Origin of the sequence: Streptomyces sp. NPDC006235, assembly GCF_040613735.1 — a bacterium.
GTDB lineage: Bacteria > Actinomycetota > Actinomycetes > Streptomycetales > Streptomycetaceae > Streptomyces.
In genome coordinates, this window is the sequence record NZ_JBEXSR010000051.1 from 19,311 (window position 1) to 41,948 (window position 22,638).

The window sequence follows — 22,638 nt, forward strand, 5'->3', positions numbered from 1 at the left end:
GGCCGGACCAGCGACGCCCTCCGGTCGCCGATTCCGCCCTGGTGGCCGACGCCACGCCCCCTCGTCCGCCTCCCGTTACCTGGACCAGCCCGTCTGAGCAACCGGTGCACCCTCGCGATCGACGCGACCACCGCCACCCCCTTCACGATCACCCGTACCCACACCGAGGGAGCGTGACATGCCCACCGAACGTCCCGACCCTGCCTTGACTTCCCCCGCCGACCCCCCTGCGTCCCCCTCCGCACCCTCGCGACGTACCTTCATCGCCACGAGCACGGCCATCGGCGGAACGGTCGTGGCCGGCGGCCTGGTCGCCGGGCCGCCTCCGCTCGGCGCCGAGGCGGCGGTGGCTGCCGAGGCGGCTCCCGGCAGCCGCGTCTCCTTGACGGTGAACGGCGTCCGGCACACCGTCACGATCGACAACCGCACCTCGCTCCTCGACCTGCTGCGTGAGCGCCTGGGGCTGACCGGTTCCAAGAAGGGCTGCAACGCCGGGGCCTGCGGCGCCTGCACGGTGCTGGTCGACGGACGCCGGGTCAACTCCTGCCTGACGCTGGCGGTGCGGCTGGAGGGCGCCGAGGTCACCACGATCGAGGGTCTGGAGAAGGGCGACCGGTTGCACCCGCTGCAGCAGGCGTTCATCGACCAGGACGCCTTCCAGTGCGGCTTCTGCACGCCGGGGCAGATCGTGTCGGGCGTCGGGTGCATCCAGGAGGGGCACACCGGCTCGCCGGAGGAGATCCGGGAGTGGATGAGCGGCAACCTGTGCCGCTGCGGTTGCTACGTGAAGATCGAGCGCGCGATCGAGCAGGCCGCGGGCAGGAAGTGAGGACCGATTCCCATGCATCCCTTCACCTACACCAAGGCCGCGGACACGCGCGAAGCTCTCCATGCCGGTCGGCGCGGCGGGCGTTACATCGCCGGCGGCACCACCCTCGTCGACCTGATGCGGGAGACCGTCGAACACCCGGGTTCGCTGGTCGACATCAGCTCCCTGCCGCTGGGCGAGATCATCGTCACCAAGAGCGGGGGTCTGCGCATCGGCGCACTGGTGAGAATGTCCGAGGCCGCCGCCCACCGGGGCGTACGCGCCCTGTACCCCGTCATCTCGCAGGCGCTGGGACTGAGCGCCTCGGCCCAGTTGCGGAACATGGCCACCATCGGCGGCAACATCATGCAGCGCACCCGGTGCACCTACTTCCGTGACGTGACCGCCGACTGCAACAAACGTGAGCCCGGCGCCGGATGCGCCGCGCTGCGCGGCTACAACCGCAGCCACGCGATCCTGGGCACCTCCGACAGTTGCGTGGCCACCCACCCTTCCGACGTCGCCGTAGCCTTCACGGCGCTGGAGGCGACCGTGCACCTGCTGGGCCCGGACGGTGCACGCAGCCTGCCCTTCGCCGACTTCCTGCTCCGGCCGGGCAGCACCCCGAACCGCGAACAGGCCATCCACCCAGGCGAATTGATCACGGCCGTGGAGATCCCGGCCCACGCGCGTCCCTTGAAATCCGGGTATCTGAAAGTGCGCGACCGGCAGTCCTACGAGTTCGCGCTGACCTCGGCGGCCGTCGCCCTGCACATCGGCGGCGGAGCGATCCGCGAGGCCAAGGTGGCCGCCGGAGGCGTGGGCACCGTGCCCTGGAGACTGCCCGCCGTCGAGCGCCACCTCATCGGCGAACGCCCCTCCGACGGGCTGTGGGCCGAGGCCGCCGAGCAGGCGACCGACGGGGCGCGTCCCCTCAAGCACAACGGCTTCAAGGCCGAGCTGCTCAAACGCACCGTCGAACGTCAGCTGCGCACCGTAGGAGGCACCGAATGAGCCAGCCACAGGCAGCGGTCGGTGCGGCGGTGCCGCGGGTCGACGCACGACTGAGGGTCACCGGCAGAACGAAGTACGCCGGAGACAACAACCCCGACGGGGTCGTGCACGCGGTCATCGTCGACAGCAGTGTCGGACGCGGTCGTGTCACCGGCATCGACGCCCGTGCCGCCGAAGCCCAGACCGGCGTCGTGAAGGTGATCAGCCACCTCAACGCGCCCAAACTGCCGCACCGGGAACCGGGATTCCCGCCGGGGGAGGCGCTGCGCCCCTTCCAGGACGACCGCGTCCGCTTCTTCGGACAGCCCGTCGCGGTCGTGGTGGCGGCCACACTGGAGGTGGCACAGCACGCGGCGAGCCTGGTCAAGGTCTCCTACGACACCCAGCCTCCCTCGACCGACCTCGGCGCCGCCGACCCCGCGGACGATCCCGAGACCTATGCGCGCGGAGACGCGGACCGTGCCCTGGAGGCCGCCGACGTCACACTGGACCTGTCGTACCGGATGGCCCGCAACCACCACAACCCGATGGAGCCGGCCGGTACCGTCGCCCACTGGGAGGGCGACAGACTCACGCTCTGGGAGAAGACCCAGCATGTGCAGGGCACCGTGGAGACCATGGCCGCCGAGTTCGGCATGCCGCCGGACAGCATCCGCGTCATCTCGCCGGCCGTCGGCGGCGCCTTCGGCAGCGGCGGCCGGACCTGGGTGCACACCTCCATCGCGGCCCTGGCCGCCCGCGAGGTGAAACGCCCCGTGAAACTCGTCCTCACCCGCAGGCAGACGTACTTCGGCGTGGGATACCGGCCCGCGTACGAGTACGACCTGCGGCTGGGCAGCGACCGGCGGGGCCGTCTGACCGCGTCGACGCACGACGTCCGCACCGAGTCCTCCCGCTACGAAAGGCACAGCGAAGACGTTCTCGCGGCCGGCCGGATGCTCTACAGCACGCCCCACGTCCGCCAGGTGTACGGGCATGTACCGCTGGACGTGAACACGCCCACGTGGATGCGTGGTCCCGGCTACTCCAGCGGCGCCTTCTGTGTCGAGACGGCGATGGACGAACTCGCCCACGAACTGGGCCTGGACCCGATCGAGCTGCGCCTGCGCAACGAACCCACCGCCGACGAGTCCAGCAACCTGCCGTTCTCCACCCGCCGCCTGCGCGACTGCTACCGAACGGGCGCCCGCGAGTTCGGTTGGCACCGGCGCAACCCCAAGCCCCGCTCGACGCGTGACGGCGACTGGCTCATCGGCATGGGGATGGCCGCCGGTGTCTACGACACCGCGCGCAGCGAGGCCCGGGCCTCGGTCCGGCTCGACGCCGACGGCACCGCCCTGGTGCAGTCCGCGACCAGCGACATGGGCCCCGGCACGGCCACGTCGATGACCCAGGTCGCCGCCGACGCCCTCGGCCTGACCATGCGCCAGGTCACCTTTCGGCTCGGCGACTCCGACCTGCCCCTGGCTCCCGGCCACCACGGCTCGCGGACCATGGCCAGTGTCGGATCCGCCGTCCAGGACGGCTGCGACCAGCTGCGCAAGCAGGCCGTCACGCTGGCGGTCGAGGACGAGGACTCACCGCTGTACGGCGTCGACCCCGCCGATGTGGTGGTACGCGGCGGCCGGCTGTATGTGAAGGACGCCCCCGTGCGCGGGGAGACGTACCGGCGGCTGCTGACCCGCAACGACCGCACCCACCTCGAAGCACTCGGCACGTACGCCGGGGCGCCGGAATCGGAGAAGTTCTCCTTCTACGCCTACGCCGCGACCTTCGCCGAAGTGGCCGTCGACGCCCGCCTCGGCCTGGTGCGGGTCCGGCGCATGGTCGGCGTGTACGACGCCGCCCGGATCATCAACCCGAGACTCGCCGACAGCCAGGCCATCGGAGCCATGACCGGCGGTATCGGCCAGGCCCTCCTCGAACACACGGTCACCGACCACCGCGACGGCCGGATCGTCAACGCGAACCTCGCCGACTACCTCGTCCCGACCCACGCCGACATGCCCGAGATGAAGGCCATCTACATCGAGGGGGAGGACTACGAGGCCGACCCGATCGGAGTCAAGGGTCTGGGCGAGATCGTCATCGTCGGCGTGGCGCCCGCGATCGCGAACGCCGTGTTCAACGCCACCGGCCGCCGCATCCGCCAACTGCCCATCACCGCCGAAGCGCTGCTCTGAGCCCTCCGGACACCAGGGCCGCCGCCGCAGCCGCATCCCCGAGGCTCGGCGGCGGTCCCTTGGAGGCGCACCTACCTCACGGAGGGCCGGTCATGCTGAACATCGCGGACACATTGCACCAGTGGTACGGCAGGGCCCGCCCCTTCGCCCTCGCCACCGTCACCCACGTCAGTGGCAGTGCACCCCTGCCCGTCGGCACCGCCCTCGCCGTCGACATGGAGGGCACCGCGGTCGGGAATATCTCCGGCGGCTGTGTCGAAGCGGCGGTCTACGAACTGTGCCAACAGGTCCTGGCACACGGCGGGCCACCGGTTCGCACCCGCTTCGGCTACTCCGACGACGACGCCTTCGCCGTCGGCCTGACCTGTGGTGGCGAGATCGAGGTCCTGGTCCAGCGCGTGGAGCCCGCCGCCGAGGCGCACGTCGCCGCCGCCCTGGAGGCCGTGCTCGCGGGCCGCTCCTGCGCCGTGGCCCGAGTCATCGACGGCCCCGGCGAATGCCTCGGCCGCACCCTCCACGTCCCCGACGGCGGTCCCCACGACGGCACCCTCGGCGGTGAGAACGAGGACAAGGTGGTCGTGGCGCACGCCCGCGCGCTCCTCCGTGCGGGACGCACCGCACGCATCGAGGTCGGCGGCGAAGCCGGCACGTGTCCCACGAGGTTGACCGTCCTCGTCCACACCCACGCACACCGTCCCCGCATGCTGATCTTCGGCGCCGTCGACTTCGCCGCCGCCCTCAGTCAGGCCGGCCGCTTCCTCGGCTACCACGTCACCGTCTGCGACGCCCGCCCCGTCTTCACCACGCGGGCCCGCTTCCCGCACGCCGACGAGATCGTCACCGACTGGCCCCACCGCTACCTCGCGGCCACCGAGACCGACGCCCGCACGGCCGTCTGCGTCCTGACCCACGACGCCAAGTTCGACATCCCCCTGCTGCGGTCGGCGCTCGCCCTCCCCGTCGGCTACGTCGGCGCCATGGGCTCCCGACGCACACACGGCCACCGCGTCGCCCTGCTCCGGGAAGCCGGCGTGCCCGAGGAGCAACTGGCCCGTCTGCACTCACCGATCGGCCTGGACCTCGGTGCCCGAACTCCCGAGGAGACCGCCATCTCCATCACCGCGGAGATCATCGCCCACACCAACCGCGGCACGGGCCTGCCCCTGTCGCAGGGCAGGGGCCGGATTCACCCTCCCGCACAGCCTCTGCCCGGCCCGGGCGCCCCCCAGGATCGCGGTGGCGACCCAAGGGGTACGCCCACTCACGGGTTGCTCCTTTGAACGGTCTGGTCCTCGATGGGTCCACAACCCCCTCTCCGGGCTACCTGGGGTCGCTTACTCAGGGGTCGGCAACCCCTGGAAAGCCGAGTGCGTTCAGGTCAAGGTGTCGGTGTGAATCTTTCGGAACTGGGCGGCTTCTTGAGGTCACGCCGTGATCGCATCCGACCCGCGGATGTCGGCCTACCGACCGGGCCGCGCCGCCGTGTACCGGGTCTTCGCCGTGAAGAGGTCGCTCAGCTGGCCGGTGTCTCGGTCGACTACTACATCGAGCTGGAGCGCGGGGCGGGCGTCCAACCCTCGGAGCAGATGCTCGCCGCGCTCGCCCGGGCACTCCGACTGAGCCGGGACGAGCGCGACTACCTCTTCGCCCTGGCGGGCCGTCCGCTGCCCCCGTCCGGCAGTCCGGCCGACCACGTCCACCCGGGGATGCTGGATTTGATGCATCGCCTGGGGGGCACACCGGCCCAGGTGGTCACCGACCTGCGCGTCATGCTCGTACAGAACCCGGCGGCCCGTGCGCTGCTCGGTCCACCGCCGTCCACGACCGGATGGACCGCGAGCTTCCTGTACCGGTGGTTCACCGATCCGGAAGCACGGGCGCTCTACCCGCCCGAGGACCATGCCGAGCACACCCGCTCCTTCGTGGCCGACCTGCGTGCGGCCTCGGCCCGGCGCGGCGCTGACCCCGATGTCCGTGCGATGATCACGGCCTTGAGCGCGTGTAGTCCCGAGTTCTCCGAACACTGGGCCCGGCACGATGTTTCGTTCCGACGCCACGACAGGAAACGACTGATACATCGAGAGCTCGGACTGCTTGAAGTCAATTGCCTGAATCTGTTCAGCGAGGACGGACGGCAGCGACTGCTCTGGTTCACCCCCGCTGTCGGAACCGACTCGGTCGCCAAACTGGAACTACTCGCCGTGCTCGGCACACAGGTATTCGACCAGCAGGAGACCTGAGCAGACGTTCTGTGAGTCGTCGATGCTGTTGGCGACCTTCCGTGATCAGCGGCATGGGCGCCAATGGCGGGGGTTTTCATCCCCTGGTTGCGCCGCCCTGGCACGCGTAATGATGGTCCGCAGATGAACCACTGTTCCTTTCACCATTCCTGGTTCGAGGAGTGTCAAGACATGTCCGTTTCGGGAAACCATGGCCTGTCCTACGCGGTAACCGTCTCCCGGCAGCTCGTCCACCGCGCCGCCATCTGCGAGGTGTTTCTGACCGATACTCAGCGCCATTCCGACAGCGAATTCCTCGTCGCGGCGCAGCTGCCACGCGTCCACAGCTACTACAGCGACCACCTGGTGACTCCGGCCGCCTACGACCCGCTCCTGTTACTCGAAGTGTTCCGACAGACCTCCATCCTGGTCGCCCACGAACACTGCGCCGTCCCGCTGGACCGCAAGTTCAGCTTCAACTCCGGCGAGTTCACCGTCCTCGACACCAAAGCGCTGGAGATCGGGCGGCTGCCTGGGCGGGGGCTGCTGACCGTCACCCTCACGGGCGAGAAGCACCGCGGCGCCGAGCTCGTCGGCGTCACCCTGGAGATGCGGCTGGCTGTCGACGGCCACGACGCCGCATCCATGACCATGACCATCCAGTGGATGCCCGGCGATGCGTGGGACAAGCTGCGTGAACGCGGACGCGCCGCCCTCGACCTGGAGACTCCGCGCCCGCACCCCCATGGCCGCCGGCTCAGCCCTGCCGCGGTCGGGCGGCGCTCGCCCGACAACGTCGTCCTGGCGGAGGCGGCGGCCGTCGGACGCCAGGTCGTGGCTCAGGTCATCGTCGACCAGGCGCATCCGGCTCTGTTCGACCACCCACTCGACCACATCCCCGGTGCGCTGTTCTTCGAGGCATACCGGCAGACCGCCCTGCACGCGGCCCACGAACTGCTGGGCCTGTCGCCCCGGCGGCTGACGCTGACGCACTGCGCGGCCACCTTCACACGGTTCGGTGAGTTCGAACTGCCCACCGTGTGCCACGCCGAGTTGGTCGAGGACCGGGCGACGCCGGGCGCGGCCGTTTTCCGTATGGAGATGCTCCAGGAGAAGAGCGTGATCTCCACAGCCGAGGTTGCCCTGCGGTGCACCAGCCCCATCGGCCAGTTCCTCATCCCTGCCTCAGCGCAGGCCTCCTTGCTGCTTCACCCCACAACGCCCTGACAGGAGGGCTCTCTGCATGCCCCTGCCCATGGTCTGGTTCGACTTCGGCGGCGTACTCTCGCCACCTCTGGACGAGTTGTACGACGCCTACCACCGCAAGACCGGCATTCTGCCCGCGCAACTTCAGGCCGCCATGAAGGAGGTCGCGGACGAGATGGGCATGCCGACCCTGGCGCCCATCGAGATCGCCGCCCTCACCGAGGCCGAGTGGGGGCGCCGCCTCCGCCGTGTCCTGACGAGCCGTCACCCAGGGCTTGATCTGAGCCGTGCCCGCCTGGAGGGCTTCGGCGAGCAGTGGTTCGACGGCGTCACGGCCAACCCGGTGATGGTGGGCGCCCTGCGGAACGCCCGCGACAACGGGTTCCGAGTGGGCATCCTGTCGAACAACGTCGTCGAGTGGGAGCCGTACTGGCGGGCGATCGTCGCCCCGGCCGGCGAGGTCGACTGTCTCATCGACTCATGCAAGGTCGGCGTCCGCAAACCCGACCCGAAGATCTTCGATCTGGCGGCCAAGACGGCCGGTGTCACCCCCGAGGACTGTGTGCTCGTCGACGACCTCGCAGGCAACTGCGCCGCGGCCCGACGCCAGGGCTGGCACGCCGTCCACTTCCGCGACAACCACCAAGTCCTCGCCGAATTGCGACATCTGACAGGCTTGCCCAGCATCCTCTGAAGCTGCTCGCGGCACCCACACGCCGACGCCCATCCCCCGTGCGCGTCACACATGCAGACATGCCATGACCGTCTGGGCGCCGAGTTGGTGAAGGCGGACCTTTCCGACCGGTCCTCCTTGGATGCGGCCGTCAACCGGTTGTCCCCGGTCCGCCCTCACGGTCGGCCTGAGGACGAGCATCTGCCGGACGCGGAGGGCCGGCCGTCGCGCGAACGCCGTACCGTCCTGCCGGTCGGCGTGGACTCGCCGCATCCGTTTGAACACCACCCCACTGTCTCTCAGGGCCGCGCCCAGGGCAGCAGCCTCGGCGCCCGCGATGGAGTCGCCCAGCCCAGCACCTTCATACCGGTGCGCAGGGACACGGCGTACGAACTGAGTTCTTCGGCCAGGGACATGGGACTCTCCCGAGTGGTTGGGCGGAGAGAAAGGGCTGCGGGCCGGCTTCAGGGTGCGATGCCCACGCCCTCGATACGGCTCCACGCCTGTTCCTGCGCGGCGGACATGGCGGGCCAGTGGAGGCCGCCGGGCCGGGGGCGGACCTGGGTGGCGAACGGAGCGGGACGGAACGCCGGATCGTAGAAGCAGCCGCCACCGTAGGTGGTGTCGAACGCGCTGCAGGAACGCGCGATCGAGGTGGGGGTGGGCTTCCGGCCGGTGCGTGCCCATGTGTCCAGAGCAGCCAGGGAGTTGGCGTACTCGGCGTTGCTGAGCGCGCTGTGGTCGCTCTCCCTCGTGAAAGTCTGGACGAGGTTCTCGCTGCGGTCGGCGGCCTGGACGGTGGCGCGATAGGCCGCCTCGTGCTCGACGAAGACCTGTGGGTCGTCGATCGCGTGCAGCGTGAGGACCGGGAGTACGATCCGTCCGGTGAGGTCGCTGTCGTAGGAGAGGTCGCGGCGCGCGGCGGGGTCGGCCGAGAAGCGCGCCACGCCGGCGTTGAGCGCCTTGTCGTCGTGCGAACCGTCGTAGCGGACCCCACGGTTGCTGAACGGGTTACGGCCGTCGAGCCGGTGGGACACGATGTCCCGGACGAGGAAGGCCGCGTACTGCATGTTCGTGGCCAGGGAGCGTTCCGGGATGCGGGTGACGGCCAGGATGTCGTCGAGGTCGCGCTGCTGCTCCGCGGTCCGGTCGGCCGGGTCGGAGTCGATGCCGGTGCACTCCTGGAGTCGGCCGTGGACCTCGTCGGGTGTCATCGGGGAGTCCGCGGGCAGGCCTTGCCACAGCGGGTACTGCGGTTCGGTGGGACGGGGCAGGTTGCGGCAGTAGTACTGGTAGACCGTCCGCAGGTCCACGCGCGTGTCGTAGCCACGCGAGCCGCCGGCCAGGAAGCCGTTGGTCAGCAGGACTCCGTCGTAGGCGCCACGCTTCCCGCCGTAGGTCTCGGTGACCTTGGCCGCGACGTTGCCGCCCCAGGACTGGCCATGCAGGTAGGTGCGGTCGGGGCGGCCGAAGTGGCTGACGAACAGGCGGCGTACGTTCTCCGTGTCGGCGGCGGCCATCCTGACCCCGTAACCGCCGCGCCGGTACGAGGAGCCCACCCAGGCATAGCCCTCGTCGACCATCACCGCCCAGCGTTCCAGGTCCTCGGTGGTGGTGGACTCGTCGTAGGAGAAGTCGGGACCGCCGTGGGCGTGGACGACGAGGGAGCCGTTCCAGTCTTCGGGGACGGCCATGGTGTAGTAGGCGCCGTTGGCATCCCGGCCGGTGAAGCAGTCTGCCTTCTCCGCCAGGTGGCCCGGGCAGGTGGCGGCGCTGGGGCGCGTGGTGTCGGCCGGGGCGGCCGGTGCGGTGCCGAGCGTGCCGACGACCGCGGCCGCGAGCAGTGCCGTCAACGCCGAACGGCGTCCGCGGGCCTGGTGACGGGTACCCGATCCGGGCACGGCAGGTGTGATCAAGGAGCTGCTCCTTCATGCGCTTTCGGGGGTGAGTGGGTGAACGACCGTGTCCGGCGGGTGCGTTCAGGGTCAGGTCGCGGGCACGGGCAGAACCGCCAGCGGCACGTGGTGCTGACCGGAGTGGACGTCACGGTCACGCAGCGACGCCTGGCTGACGGGACGCGGGAACGAGATCTTGACGACGTTCAGCGACGGGATGCGGAACATCAGCACGTCGGCCTCGTCGAGTCCGTAGAGCCGGGCGACCGCGCCCTCGTTGAGGAACGTCTCGTCGGCGGCGATGCGATAACCGTCCGCGTCACGCATGAACAGCTCCATGGTGACCCAGAACGGCCCGGCGTTCTTGGACCGGACCTCGTACGCCAGGTCGCCCAGGGTGGTGGGGGCGGTCTCAGCCATGGTGGGAGGCCTCCTCGAACTCGGTGCGGAACATGTCGGTGGGGCTGAGGGTGTCGACCACGTGGTTGAGCACGAACTCGTACGCCGGACCGCGCTCGACCTCGGCCGGTGAGGTGGCGAACGCCAGGCTCGGCAGGTAGTCCATGTCGGCCGTCGGCAGATGGAGCATCAAGGGGTTGGCGATCTTCGCGACGGCGGTGGCGGTGCTCTGGTCCGGTGCGTTGACGAGGAGCATGACTCCCACCTCGCGAGGCGGACCCACTGCCGGATCCAGGTCCCCGAGGATGGCGTTGTGCCCGTAGAGGCGCAGGTCGAAGGCGTACTTGTCGTCGCCGATGCCGATCGTCTGCTCCACCCGCTGCCTGATCACCGTGCGCATGAGATCGGCCCAGTCGTCGATGTTCGCAAGGATGTGCGGGTCTCGGATCGCGCTGAACGACATGGTCTCGTAGCCGGTGATCCGGGCGCCTTCGAGCTTGATGGTGTGCTGGTCGGCGACATGGAACCGCGAACCCTCGACCCGCACTGTGCGGTCGTCCAGGGCGGTGTAGACGGCCTCACGGACGTCCAGGGTGCCGTCCGGCTCGCGCATCCGGAACGGGTCCACCGTCTCGTAGAGCATGTGGGCGGCGACCAGGACCGGTGTGCAGGCGGCCGTCGGATCGAGCGGCTCGATGGTGAAGCCGTCGGCGTCGATGGTGGCCAGCACTCCACCCGCGCGCGGGTTGCTGGTGCATTGCCCACCGCACTCGATGATCTTGGAGGCGTGCCAGGTCGGTCCGGCCGGCATGCCCTTCATCAGCGGGTAGGCGGCGGCGATGGCGGTATCGGTGGCGCGGCCGGCGAGCACGACCTGCGCACCGGCCTCAAGGGCGGCGACGATCGGCTCGTGCCCCATCGCGCCCACGATGTGCGTACAGCTCTGCAGCGTCTCCGCCTCCAGTGCGCCCAGCGGAGGCAGAGCATGGATCCGGCCCTCGTCCAGGCACTTCAGGAGCGCGCCGGTCGACTGCTCGCTGTAGATGCGCGCCACCCGCAGCCGGAGTCCCTCGGCCGCCAGGATGTCGGCGACGATGCCGGCGACCCAGTCGACACCAAAGTCGGTTCCGCTGGTGCCGCATGAGCCCACGATCAGTGGGATACCGGCGCCTGCCGCGGCCTTGAGCAGCATGCGCAGGTCACGGGCGACCGCCGCGCGGGTGGTCTTGGGCTGCGACGCGCCGAGATAGTAGGGACCTGAGTCGGTGCTGCCCCCGTCGACGGAGATGACGTCGGCGCCCAGTGCCAGACCGCGCACGATCGTGGCCTCGGGGAAGCCGGCTCCCAGCATGCCGGTCGGTGCCAGGACCTTGACCTGGTCGACCCGTTTGTTTTCCATGTTCCTCTTCCTTGTTGGTTACCGGGCATGTGGCGGGTGGGTGTCACCCGTCAGTCCGGGCAGCGGGGGTGTGGGGCAGCAGGTGGGCGTTCACCACGAACCGGGGGCGGCCCGCCAGGGCGGCCACCACCTCGGCCGCCCCCTCGAGGCCCGCGGCGGCGCGGGCTTCGGCGGTCTGGCCCGCGAGGTGGGAGTAGACGACGATTCCCTCGACGTCCCGCAGCGGGCTGTCGGCCGGGAGCGGCTCCTCGCTCACCACGTCGAGGGCCGCCGCGGCGATCTGGCCGGTGCGCACGGCGTCGGCGAGGGCCTGTTCGTCGACGACGGCTCCCCGCGCGGTGTTGACCAGTACCGCCGTCGGCTTCATCCGCCGGAAGGCGGCGGCGTCCAGGAGACCGCGTGTGCGGTCCGTCAGCGCGGTGTGCACCGATACGTAGTCGGACGCCGCCAGCAGCTCGGGGAGCGCGACGAACCGCACCGACGGGTCCGACCGCTCGTCCTCCGGCACACCGGTCGTGCAGAGCACCTCCATGCCGAAGGCCCGCGCCAGCGGCACCACTGCGCGCGCTGCCGCCCCGTATCCGATCAGCCCGAGCGTCGACCCACGCAACTCGTGACCGTCCTCCCTCGGCCACCGGCCGGCAGCGACGCCCGCCGCGCTCTGCACCAGTCGCCGCGCGGCCGCCAGCAGCAGACCGAGGGTGTACTCGGCCACGGCGTTCGCGTTGATTCCCGGCAGGTTGCTCACCGTGATGCCGAGCTTGCCCGCGGCGACGATGTCGATCGAGTCGTAGCCGACGCCGGTGCGCACGATGGCGCGCAGGCCCGGAACTTCGGAGAGGACCTGGGCGGTCAGGAGGTCATGTCCGACCAGCGCCGCGTCGATCCCGTCGAGGGCGGCGACGAGTTGCCCGGGACCGCGTCGGCCGACCAGCGGGGCGTATACCGCTGTGTGGCCGTGCGCCCGGAGATAGTGATCGACCTCGTCGCCGGGCCGTAGGTAGTCCGTGGTGATCAGAATGCGGGGCACGGTTCCTCGTCTCTGGCTGCGTCCGGCGCCGGCCTCGCGCCGCGCCGCGGGGATGGGCTGGTCACTTGGCGAGGGCCAGGGCGGTGCGCCGCTGCAGCACACCGATCCTGGCTACGACGATGATCGACAGCGAGGCGACCACGGCGACGTCGACGAGCATCAGGGGCCATCCGGTGATGTCGACCATCCCGCCGACCACCGCCGGGCCCAGGAAGCCGCCGCCGGCCCATCCGACGGTGTACATACCGGCGTAGGTCCCGAAGACCCGTGCCGAGGGTGCGAGGTTCCACAGGACGACCACAGCGTTGACCAGGAAGCAGGTCGCGCCGGCCGCCGCGAGACACAGGGCCACGGTGGCCCCCGTCGGGGTCTGGACGATCGTCCCGAGCACCATGGCGGCGGCGAAGACCGACATGCCCACGGCCATGACCCGGAGCCGCCCGTAACGCTCGGCGAGCACGGCCGCCGGGTAGGCCGCCAGGATGAAGGCGACACCGCTGGGCAGGGTGAGACCGCCGGCGGCTCCCCGTGACATGTCCAGGGCTTCCGTCCCGTACGGCGTCATCAACGACCGGGACGCGGCCCATGCGCTGCCGAAGAGGAGAATCGCCAGGAGCAGCAGGAGCCGGCTGCGATCGGTGTCCTTGAGGATCTCGATGAAGGTGTCCCGGACCCGTGGCTCGGTGCGCTCGCCACAGTGCTCCTCATCGCTCTCGGCCACCGCTGCCTGGTAGGCCGGGGACCGGTTGTCGCGCACGGTGGCCGCGAGCACTCCGATCGAGATCAGCATGATGATCGAGGGGATCGCGAACGCGAGGTTCAGATGGTTGTCGACCAGGAAGATGCTGATGACCGCGGCGACGATGGCCGTGATGCTCGAGGCGATCTTGACTGCGGCGTTGGCCCGGCTTCGTCGCTCGGGTGGGATGAAGTCCGGTACGAGCGCCTCGGCGATCGGCTTGAAGGTGTTGGCGACGAGCGCGTACGAGAACAGCACCACGATCAGCAGCGGCAAGGACGCCGCGCTGTGCGGGATGAGGATGAACAGGGCGGCGGCGATCGGCATCCCGACCACCAGGTAGGGCATCCGCCGGCCCCAGGAGGTCCTCGTCCGGTCGGACCGGTTGCCGATCCACGGCTGGATGAAGATGCCCAACAGGTTGTCCATGCCCATCAGCAGACCCACGACGGCCGCGCTGGTGAGGTGCTCCCGCAGGAGCGGCGGTACCTGGGATTCGTAGAAGTTCCAGGTCGACTCCTGGGCGAAGACCGCCAGGGCGACCAGGAGCGTGATGCGCCGGGTGGGTGTGTGCTGCCCTGCTGACACCGTCGTCATGACTCCACCTCGACCACGAGGGTCAGGTCGTCGGTGACCCGGATCCGGCAGTCCGGCCCGAAGGAGCAGGAGGATTCGCGTTCCTCGAAGAGCGCCGGACCTGTCAGCTCGGTTCCCGGCGTGAGCTCGTAGCGGCTCCATACGGTGGCTTCGAGCAGCCCGTGTCCCGGGAAGTACACCGGCCGGACACCGCGGCTTGCCTCACCTCCTCGCGCATGGCTGCCGTCCGCCGACACCTCATGACCGGGCAGCTGCATGGAAAGCCGCCAGTTCACGACTTCCACGGCCCCGTCGAGGGAACGGCCGAACACGGCGCGGTACGTGGAGTCGAAGGCGGTCCGGATGCGTCCGAGACCTGCCGGTCCGAAGTCCTGCTCGGGCACGCCGACCTCGATCTCGAAGCCCTGGCCGAGGTAACGCATGTCGGCCGAACGGCGGACCCGCACGAGCTCCGGGTCTCCCGGCTGGAGTGTTTCGGTGGCGCGGGCCGTCATCTCGTCGTACAGCGCTGCTACTTGGTCCCAGTCGACGTCGGCCAGAGGCGACGGAAGACTGCGGACCTCGTCGACCGTGGGAGCGGCGGCAAGGAGCCCGCAGGCGGACAGCACACCGGCCCGCATCGGCACGATCACTCGTGACATCTTCAGCGACTTCGCCAGCCCGTAGGCATGGGCGGGTCCGGCTCCGCCGAAGGCCAGCAGCGCGAAGTCGGCGGGGTCCTTGCCCTGCTCGGACAGGTGCATGCGGGCGGCGGCGGCCATGCTTTCGGTGACCACCTCGACGATCCCGGCGGCAGCGTCGGCGGTGTCGAGTCCCAGGGGCCCGGCCACCTCACGGGTCAGCGCCTTGTGGGCCTCGCGCGTGCGCAGCCTCATCTCGCCGCCGAGGAAGTTCTCCGCGTCGAGATGGCCGAGCAGGAGGTCGGCGTCCGTCACGGTGGGTCGCTCGCCTCCACGCCCGTAGGCGACGGGGCCGGGCACCGAACCGGCGCTGCGCGGTCCCACCTTGAGCAGCCCGAGTGCGTCGGGTGCCGCGATCGAGCCGCCTCCCGAACCGATCTCGATCATGTCGACGACGGTCAGGCGCACCGGCAGCCCCGAGCCGGGCTTGAACTTGTCGACCCGCCCCGCCTCGAAGTCGTGCTTGAGCCTGGGCCTGCCCCCCTGGACGACAGCGATCTTCGCCGTCGTACCGCCCATGTCGAAGGAGACGACGTCCTGCTCCCCAAGCGTCCTGGCGACCGCGGCAGCGGCGATGGCACCGGCCGCGGGGCCCGACTCCAGCAGCCGTACGGGGAACCGCTCGGCGTCCTCGAGGGTCGTGACACCACCGCCGGAGAGCATGATGCGCAGGGGCGCGTCGACCCCCATGGCGGTCAGGTCGTCACGCAGGTCGTCGAGGTAGCGCGACATCAGGGGCTGCACGTACGCGTTCAGGCAGGCGGTGCCGGCACGCTCGTACTCGCCGATGACCGGGGCCACGGCGCTGGAGAGCGTGACGGGGAGGTCGGGGTGGGCCCGCGCGACCAGCTCCCGCACCCGGTGCTCGTGCCCGGCGTCGCGGTAGGAGTGCATCAGGGCCACGGCCAGTGCCTCGATGCCCTGGTCCACCAGATCCCGCACAGCCGCGAGGACGGCACGCTCGTCGAGCGGTTCTAGTTCACTGCCGTCCGCGGCGATCCTGCCGGGTACCCCGCGGCGCAGCTGGCGCGGCACCAGTGGCCGAGCCGGCCGGGCGAGCAGGTCGGTGGTGTCGAACCTCGTCTCCCGTCCCATTTCGAGGGAGTCGCTGAATCCGCTGGTGGTCAGCAGACCGACGACCGCTCCGGTGCGCTCCAGCAGGGTGTTCGTCACCAGCGTGGTGCCGTGCACGATGCCCGCGACGTCTGAGGGGGCCGTGGACGTCTCCTCCAGCAGGCGGGCGATCCCCGCGGTGATGGCCTCGTTGGGGGCGTGGGGTGTGGTGGGCAGCTTCCCGGACCGGATCAGTCCCCGGCGCGAGTCGTGCAGCAGCAGATCGGTGAACGTTCCGCCGACGTCGACGCCGATCCGGACCGTGCGGCTCATCGGCCCGCCTCCTCATGTGCACTGTCGCCCGCCGCCGGAACTGTGCGCGGGCTGTGCTGACTGGCTGGGACGGTGTAGCCGGCGATCTCGTCGGCGACCAGGAGCTCGGGCTCACGCTCCTCGGGGCGGCCGAACCCGCCGCCGCCGGCGAAGGAGATGACCACCGACGAGCCGGGGGCCAGCTGCGAGATCGATTTCAGTGGGACACGCTCGCCGGAGTCCAGGACGACCTGTGCGGTGGCGCCGGGTTCACCGCCGGCCAGTCCGAGCGCCGGATGCCGCTGGCGGTCTCCGAGCAGCACCATCTGCACCGGTCGGCTCGTCGGGTTGCGGACCTCGATGGTCTGGCCCAGTCCTCCGCGGCGCCGGCCCCGTCCGCCCGATCCGGCACGTAATTCCTTGCGGAGGAAGTGCAGCGGAGACGCGGCCTCCAGGGCCTCGATGCTGCCGCCGCCGGAGTTGGTCGGGAAGGCGGTGGTGGACAGCCCGTCCGACTCCTTGGACGCGCCCATGCCCGCGTTGGCGAAGAGCATGAGGCTGAAGGGCCGGCCGGAGCCGTCGATCCCCGCGAAGCGGACCCGCAGGGCGGGGGCACCGCCGCTGTCGGCGATGACACGGTCGGGCAGCACCGGAGCCAGTGCCTGGTACACCGCGCAGGACAGGAGGTGGCCGGTGAGGTGGCGTGCCACGACGGGCGCGGGAAATGTCGGGTTGACGATCGTGCCCTCCGGCGCGGTGACCTGGATGGAGCGGTAGGAGCCCCAGTTGGTCCGCGTGGACGGATCCAGCAGGATCTTCAGCGGATACATGGAGTAGGCGCGGGTGTAGTTCAGCGTCGAGTTCGTCGCGAAGGGCACTTGGGGGGAGCTGCCGGTGTAGTCGATCTCCACCTCCTCGCCGCGCACGGTCACCGCGCACTCGATGTGCGTGGGGTGGCCTTCGACGCCGTCCGCGTCCAGGGCGGCGCGGTGGACGCCGTCGGGCAGGTCGCGGACGCCCGCCCGCATCGCTGCGTCGGTCACCGCGTGGACCTGGTCCGCGAACGCCTCGAAGTCCGGCTCACGGAAGTCGGTGAGGAACTCCTTGGCGCGTCGGCGGCACACGGCGTGTGCCGCGGCCTGCGCCTCCAGGTCACCCCACACCTGGTCCGCCAGTCGTACGTTCGCCAGCAGCAGGTCCTTGACCCCCTGCTCGACCCGCCCGCCCCGGAACAGGCGCAGCGGAGGAATCAGGATGCCCTCGGAGAGCAGCTCGGTGGCGCTCATCGAGGGTGTGCCACCGATGTCCGGTGAGTGCGCCACGGTGCCGGCGAACGCGACGAGCCGTCCTCGGTGGAAGACCGGGGAGATCATGGCGATGTCGGGCAGGTGCCCGGTGGCGATCCACGGGTCGTTCGTGATGACGCTGTCGCCGTCCTGCCACGCGTCCGCCGGGAACCGTTCGAGGACCAGCGCGGTCAGCGAACTCATCAGGGCGGCGAAGGCGGGGATGCCGGCCCGTGACTCGGCCATCGTGCGGCCCGAGCGGTCCATCAGGACGACGGTGTAGTCGTTCGACTCGCGGATGATCGTGGAGAAGGCCGTGCGCAGCATGGTGGAGGCCGCCTCGTCGGTGGCGGCGGCGAGCCGGTCCCAGCGCACTTCGAGGCCGACCGGGTCGGAGACAGGTCTGATCATGACGCCGCGACCCCCTCGTCGACCGCGTGGCCGGCCGCCGCTCCCCCGTCGTGGCCGACGAGTGAACTCGCGGCGATCCGGGCCGCGATGGCCTTGCCCAGGCCCACCGTGGTCCCCGTGCCCCCGAGGTCGGGTGTGACCACATCGGGCTGCTCGTCCAGAACGCTCTCGATCGCGGCCACGACGTGCGCGGCCGCGTCGTGCTCGCCGAGGTGGGTGAGCATCATGGCGCCGCTCCAGATCTGGCCGACGGGGTTGGCGACACCGAGACCGGCGATGTCCGGCGCCGACCCGTGCACCGGCTCGAAGAGGCTGGGGAAGGAGCGGTCGGGGTTGATGTTGGCGCTGGGGGCGATGCCGATGGTTCCGGTGCAGGCCGGGCCGAGGTCCGAGAGGATGTCACCGAACAGGTTGCTGGCGACGACCACGTCGTACCGGTCGGGCTGGAGGACGAACCTCGCGGTGAGGATGTCGATGTGGTCCTTGTCGGCGGTCACGTCGGGGTACCGGGCGGCCATCTCGGTCGCGCGCTCGTCCCAGTAGGGCATGGAGATCGAGATCCCGTTGCTCTTCGTCGCCCAGGTCAGGTGCTTGCCCGGGCGGGACGAGGCGAGTTCGAAGGCATAGCGCAGGACTCTGTCGACTCCGGTCCGTGTCATGACCGTCTCCTGGACCACCGTCTCGCGATCGGTGCCCTCGAAGATCCGGCCGCCGATGCTGGAGTACTCGCCCTCGGTGTTCTCCCGCACGACGTAGAAGTCGATGTCGCCCGGCCGGTGGTCGCGCAGGGGACTGCGTACGCCGCGCAGCAGCCGGACGGGGCGCAGATTGACGTACTGGTCGAAGCCCCGCCGCAGCTGGAGCAGGCTGCCCCACAGCGAGACATGGTCCGGGACCACCTCCGGCCATCCGACCGCGCCGAAGAAGATCGCGTCGAAGTCGCCGAGCACGTCCCGCCAGTTCCCGGGCAGCATCGCGCCGTGGTTCAGCCAGTAGTCGGCGCTGGCGAAGTCGAACTCGGTGACGTCGAGTTCGAACCCGTGCGCCTCGGCGGCGGCCCGCAGGCACCTCAGGCCCTCCGGGACGACCTCGCGGCCGATCCCGTCGCCGGGAATCGCTGCGATGCGGTAGCTGTGCGGCACGAATTGGCTCCCAGTCCATGTGGTCGATGCGCAGGTCCGGTGGCGAGCACTCTGTCCAGAGGTGTTCCGCTCACGGCGCGACTGGGTCCTACCTTGGCCAGCGGTGACAGCCGTTACAAGGCCGTAACCGGCAAGGTACGTTTTCCCCTGTGGAAAGCTCTCGGCGTTCTGGCCGCCCCTGGTACAAGAGCCGTTCAGTCGTGGACGACCTGCAGTTCTTCCACGTGGTCGCGTCGAGCGAGACGCTGACGGCCGCGTCGCGGGAACTCGGCTGCTCTCTGCCCGTCGTCAGCAAACGCCTCAGCGCGCTGGAGCGCCGCCTGGATGTCCGGCTCGTGCAGCGCGGCGCCCGCCGACTCGTGCTGACTTCGGAAGGCGAGCTGTACGCGGGGCGCGTCGAGGCGATTCTCGACCAGGTACGCGAGCTGGAGGACACGATCACCGACACGGCCGGGAGGTTGCGCGGGTCCGTGGTCGTCGAAGCCACGCTCGGTCTCGGCCGCGCGCATATCGCGCCGCTGCTCGGCGAGTTCGCCGCGGCCCACCCGGACTTGCACGTCCGGATGCAGACGTCCGCGCTGCCTCTACGGCCTCATCAGCGTGAGTTCGACGTGGCCGTCCACGTGGGCATGCCGCCCGACTCATCGTTGCGCATGCGGCGTTTGGCCACGAACCGGCGCGTGCCCTGCGCGGCGCCGTCCTACCTCGCCCAACACGGCACGCCGGCCGGCGTCGAGGATCTGGCCCACCACAATTGCATCGTGCTGCGGGAGAACGAGAGCGATTTCGCGCTCTGGCGCTTCGGGGACGCGGACCGTCCCCGGCATGTGCGGGTGCACGGCAGCCTGTCCAGCAATGACGGTGACGTGGTGACCGGCTGGGCACTGGAGGGCCGCGGTGTGATCATGCGCTCGGAGTGGCACGTCAGGCCGCATCTGGAGCGCGGCGAGCTCGTCCGGGTCCTGCCGCACCTGCCGACACCGGCCGCCGACATCTATGCCCTCCTCGCAGAGGACGGCCATGTCCCGCGACGTGTCAGCGCGCTCATCGACCACCTCGCCGCGCGGCTCCCGCTGCGGCTGGACCAGGCGAAGGCACCCTCCGCAGTCCCGCGGAGCGCCGACCGGCCCGGCAACGCACGTACCTGACGGTGCCGGAGTCGAACCGTCAGAAAACCCTCAGGTTCCCCGTGAGGCGGCCGTCAAGTCCACTGCGAAGGATGTGGCGGGTCGTCTTCCTAACAGTGAGGGAATCTTTGATGGCTACGCTCTTGTACCGGCTGGGCGCGTGGAGTGCTCGCCGGTGGCCAAGGATGTTGATCGGCTGGCTCCTCGCCCTCGGTGCGGTGGTCGGGCTCGGGCTTTCCTTCGCCGGGTCCTTCACGGACAGCAGCTCCATACCCGGCTCACCGGCCCAGACGGCCCTGACCAAGATGGAACGGCACTTCCCCGAGCCGGATGTGCAGTCGGCGCAGATCGTGTTTCAGGCGCCGGCCGGCCGCACGGTGAGCGAGGCGGATCTGCGTAAGTCCCTGGAGGCGACGCTGGAGGCCACGGGCCGTATCCCCGGGGTGAGCGAGGTCAGTGACCCGTCCGAGAGCGGCACCGTCTCCGAGGACGGACGCACCGCGGCGGCTCAAGTCACCTTCACCACCAAGGAGGAGGACGACGTGCCGGAAGGCACGTTGGACGCGGTGAAGGCCGCGGGCGACGAAGCCCGGCAGGAGGGTCTGAGGACCATCTACGGCGGTGAGCCGTACGAGTCCTCGCATCCGCCCGTGGGACCCAGTGAGCTGATCGGGCTGGGCGTGGCCCTGGTCATCCTGGTGATCACCTTCGGGTCGCTGCTCGCGGCGGGTCTGCCGCTGATCACCGCGGTGCTCGGGATCGCGGGCACGATGGCCGCGATGATCGGTCTGGCCACGGCGTTCGACGTCTCCGACAACGCACCTACCCTGACGATCATGCTGGGGCTCGCCGTCGGTATCGACTACGCCCTGTTCATCGTCTCCCGGCACCGTGCCCAGCTCGGTACCGGTATGCCGGTGCGGGAGTCCATCGCCACGGCCACCGCCACCGCGGGCAGCGCCGTGATCTTCGCCGGCGCCACCGTCCTCATCGCACTGTCCGGTCTGTCGGTGGCCGGTGTGCCGATGCTGACCTCCATGGGTCTGGCCTCGGCCGGAGCGGTCGCGGTCGCCGTCATCACGGCGGTGACGTTACTGCCCGCGCTGATGGGGATGGCCGGTCACCGGCTCACGCCCAAGGCACCCCGGTCCGCGCCCCGGCGCCGCAGGTTCCTGCCCATGGGCCGTGAGCGCGCCGTCCGGCAGGCGGCGCACAGCGGCCGGACGGCCACGATGGGTGTGCGCTGGACCCAGGGCGTCCTGCGCCACCCCGTACGCAACCTGATCCTGGGCACGGTCGCGCTGATCGCCGTGGCCGTTCCCGGCATGGAGCTGAAGCTGGCACTCACCGACGAGGGTTCCAGTGCCACGAGCAACTCCAGCCGTCAGGCCTACGACGTGATCAGTGACGCCTTCGGTCCCGGCGCCAACGGCCCCCTCGTCGTGCTCGTCGAGGACAAGGACCCGGCCACCGTCTCCTCCACGGCCGCCGCCGTCGAGGACGAGCTGCGAGGGGTCCAGGGCGTCGCGGACGTCAGCGGTGTCGACCTGGCCGAGGACGAGACGGCGGCACGGATCCAGATCATCCCCGGCACCGGACCGCGGTCCGAGGAGACCAGCGACCTCGTCTCCCGGCTGCGTACCCGGATGCAGCCGTTGGCACAGTCCAGCGGCTCTTTCGTGGCCGTCACCGGTATGACCGCGGTCAGCATCGACGTCTCCGACAAGCTCAGCCGCGCACTCGTGCCCTTCGTGATCGTCGTCGTCGGCCTCTCACTGCTCCTGCTGATGATCGCGTTCCGGTCGATCGCCATCCCGGTCAAGGCGACCATCGGGTTCCTGCTGTCCGTGGGTGCCGCCTTCGGAGCCACCGTCGCGGTCTTCCAGTGGGGATGGCTGGCCGGCCCGCTGGGCGTGCCCAGCGAGGGACCGGTGGCCAGCTTCGTGCCCATCATCGTGATGTCCGTGCTCTTCGGGCTGGCCATGGACTACGAGGTGTTCCTCGTCTCCGCCATGCGCGAGGACTACAACCGCCACCGCGACGCCCGCACGGCCATCCTCAACGGAGCCCGCAACGCCGCCCGTGTGGTAACTTCTGCCGCGCTCATCATGATCTCGGTGTTCGTCAGTTTCCTGTTCTCCCACGACGCCGACATCATGCCGATCGCCTTCGCCCTGGCCTTCGGAGTCATGGTCGACGCCTTCGTGGTCCGTATGACCCTGGTGCCGGCGATCCTTGCGCTCCTCGGGGACCGGGCCTGGTGGCTGCCGCGGCGCCTTGACCGCGTGCTGCCCCATCTCGACGTCGAGGGCGAGAACCTCCACGCTCACGAACCGGCGGTCCCGCACGCCCCCGTCAAGGAATCCACCCCAGTAGCCCTGTGACGAGACCATGATCAGCAGAGCCGTTACCGGAGACCCACCCGGTCCGCCGCACCGGCGGCAACGGCAGACGTCGGACGGCCC

At 70.1% G+C, this 22,638-nt stretch carries 17 protein-coding genes; 9 read left to right on the forward strand and 8 right to left on the reverse strand.

Translation table 11 applies throughout. The annotated features are described in order from the left end of the window. The first annotated feature begins 178 nt into the window (after positions 1–178). From ABZ192_RS37840 to ABZ192_RS37870, 7 genes are all read left to right on the forward strand, one after another. Positions 179–829 (forward strand): (2Fe-2S)-binding protein, encoded by a 651-nt coding sequence (locus ABZ192_RS37840; RefSeq protein WP_356928990.1) that lies wholly within the window; start codon positions 179–181, stop codon positions 827–829. A gap of 12 nt (positions 830–841) precedes the next feature. Then, complete coding sequence (locus ABZ192_RS37845; protein WP_356928991.1) at positions 842–1,822, forward strand: xanthine dehydrogenase family protein subunit M; 981 nt, start codon at positions 842–844, stop codon at positions 1,820–1,822. Beyond that, positions 1,819–4,005, forward strand: a complete 2,187-nt coding sequence (locus ABZ192_RS37850; protein ID WP_356928992.1) for a xanthine dehydrogenase family protein molybdopterin-binding subunit — start codon at positions 1,819–1,821, stop codon at positions 4,003–4,005. The genes ABZ192_RS37845 and ABZ192_RS37850 overlap by 4 nt, the downstream gene beginning before the upstream one ends. A 92-nt stretch (positions 4,006–4,097) precedes the next feature. Further along, entirely contained in the window at positions 4,098–5,285 is a 1,188-nt protein-coding gene (locus ABZ192_RS37855) for an XdhC/CoxI family protein (RefSeq protein WP_356928993.1), read from the forward strand. Positions 5,286–5,396: 111 nt separating this feature from the next. Then, on the forward strand, positions 5,397–6,245 hold the full coding sequence (locus ABZ192_RS37860; protein WP_356928994.1) for a helix-turn-helix transcriptional regulator: 849 nt from the start codon (positions 5,397–5,399) through the stop codon (positions 6,243–6,245). 171 nt (positions 6,246–6,416) lie between these two features. After that, complete coding sequence (locus ABZ192_RS37865; protein ID WP_356928995.1) at positions 6,417–7,451, forward strand: ScbA/BarX family gamma-butyrolactone biosynthesis protein; 1,035 nt, start codon at positions 6,417–6,419, stop codon at positions 7,449–7,451. Positions 7,452–7,467: 16 nt separating this feature from the next. After that, a complete protein-coding gene (locus tag ABZ192_RS37870; protein WP_356928996.1) occupies positions 7,468–8,124 on the forward strand; it encodes an HAD family phosphatase in 657 nt (218 codons plus the stop codon). A 443-nt stretch (positions 8,125–8,567) separates the two neighbouring features. Here the strand turns inward: ABZ192_RS37870 and ABZ192_RS37875 are convergent, their stop codons facing one another. From ABZ192_RS37875 to ABZ192_RS37910, 8 genes are all read right to left on the reverse strand, one after another. Beyond that, on the reverse strand, positions 8,568–10,019 hold the full coding sequence (locus ABZ192_RS37875; RefSeq protein ID WP_356928997.1) for a DUF6351 family protein: 1,452 nt from the start codon (positions 10,017–10,019) through the stop codon (positions 8,568–8,570). Positions 10,020–10,088: 69 nt separating this feature from the next. Beyond that, positions 10,089–10,418, reverse strand: coding sequence for a DUF4387 domain-containing protein (locus ABZ192_RS37880; RefSeq protein ID WP_356928998.1), 330 nt, complete (start codon positions 10,416–10,418; stop codon positions 10,089–10,091). Continuing rightward, positions 10,411–11,796 carry an acyclic terpene utilization AtuA family protein gene (locus tag ABZ192_RS37885; RefSeq protein WP_356928999.1) on the reverse strand — a complete coding sequence of 462 codons (1,386 nt, stop codon included), beginning with the start codon at positions 11,794–11,796 and terminating at the stop codon, positions 10,411–10,413. The genes ABZ192_RS37880 and ABZ192_RS37885 overlap by 8 nt, the downstream gene beginning before the upstream one ends. Before the next feature lie 43 nt (positions 11,797–11,839). Then, the gene (locus ABZ192_RS37890) at positions 11,840–12,826 is read right to left on the reverse strand and encodes a phosphoglycerate dehydrogenase (protein WP_356929000.1); all 987 of its coding nucleotides are present in this window, start codon (positions 12,824–12,826) and stop codon (positions 11,840–11,842) included. Positions 12,827–12,887: 61 nt separating this feature from the next. Next, positions 12,888–14,162 carry an MFS transporter gene (locus ABZ192_RS37895; RefSeq protein WP_356929001.1) on the reverse strand — a complete coding sequence of 425 codons (1,275 nt, stop codon included), beginning with the start codon at positions 14,160–14,162 and terminating at the stop codon, positions 12,888–12,890. Beyond that, complete coding sequence (locus ABZ192_RS37900) at positions 14,159–16,228, reverse strand: hydantoinase/oxoprolinase family protein (RefSeq protein WP_356929002.1); 2,070 nt, start codon at positions 16,226–16,228, stop codon at positions 14,159–14,161. Before ABZ192_RS37900 ends, ABZ192_RS37895 begins: the two co-directional genes overlap by 4 nt. After that, on the reverse strand, positions 16,225–17,904 hold the full coding sequence (locus tag ABZ192_RS37905) for a hydantoinase B/oxoprolinase family protein (RefSeq protein ID WP_356929003.1): 1,680 nt from the start codon (positions 17,902–17,904) through the stop codon (positions 16,225–16,227). Before ABZ192_RS37905 ends, ABZ192_RS37900 begins: the two co-directional genes overlap by 4 nt. Then, positions 17,901–19,046 carry a tartrate dehydrogenase gene (locus ABZ192_RS37910; protein WP_356929004.1) on the reverse strand — a complete coding sequence of 382 codons (1,146 nt, stop codon included), beginning with the start codon at positions 19,044–19,046 and terminating at the stop codon, positions 17,901–17,903. The genes ABZ192_RS37905 and ABZ192_RS37910 overlap by 4 nt, the downstream gene beginning before the upstream one ends. A gap of 200 nt (positions 19,047–19,246) precedes the next feature. On the opposite strand from ABZ192_RS37910, the gene ABZ192_RS37915 reads away from it, so the two are divergent. Next, positions 19,247–20,194, forward strand: coding sequence for a LysR family transcriptional regulator (locus tag ABZ192_RS37915; protein ID WP_356929005.1), 948 nt, complete (start codon positions 19,247–19,249; stop codon positions 20,192–20,194). A 110-nt stretch (positions 20,195–20,304) separates the two neighbouring features. Next, the gene (locus tag ABZ192_RS37920; protein ID WP_356929006.1) at positions 20,305–22,557 is read left to right on the forward strand and encodes an MMPL family transporter; all 2,253 of its coding nucleotides are present in this window, start codon (positions 20,305–20,307) and stop codon (positions 22,555–22,557) included. Positions 22,558–22,638: the final 81 nt, after the last annotated feature.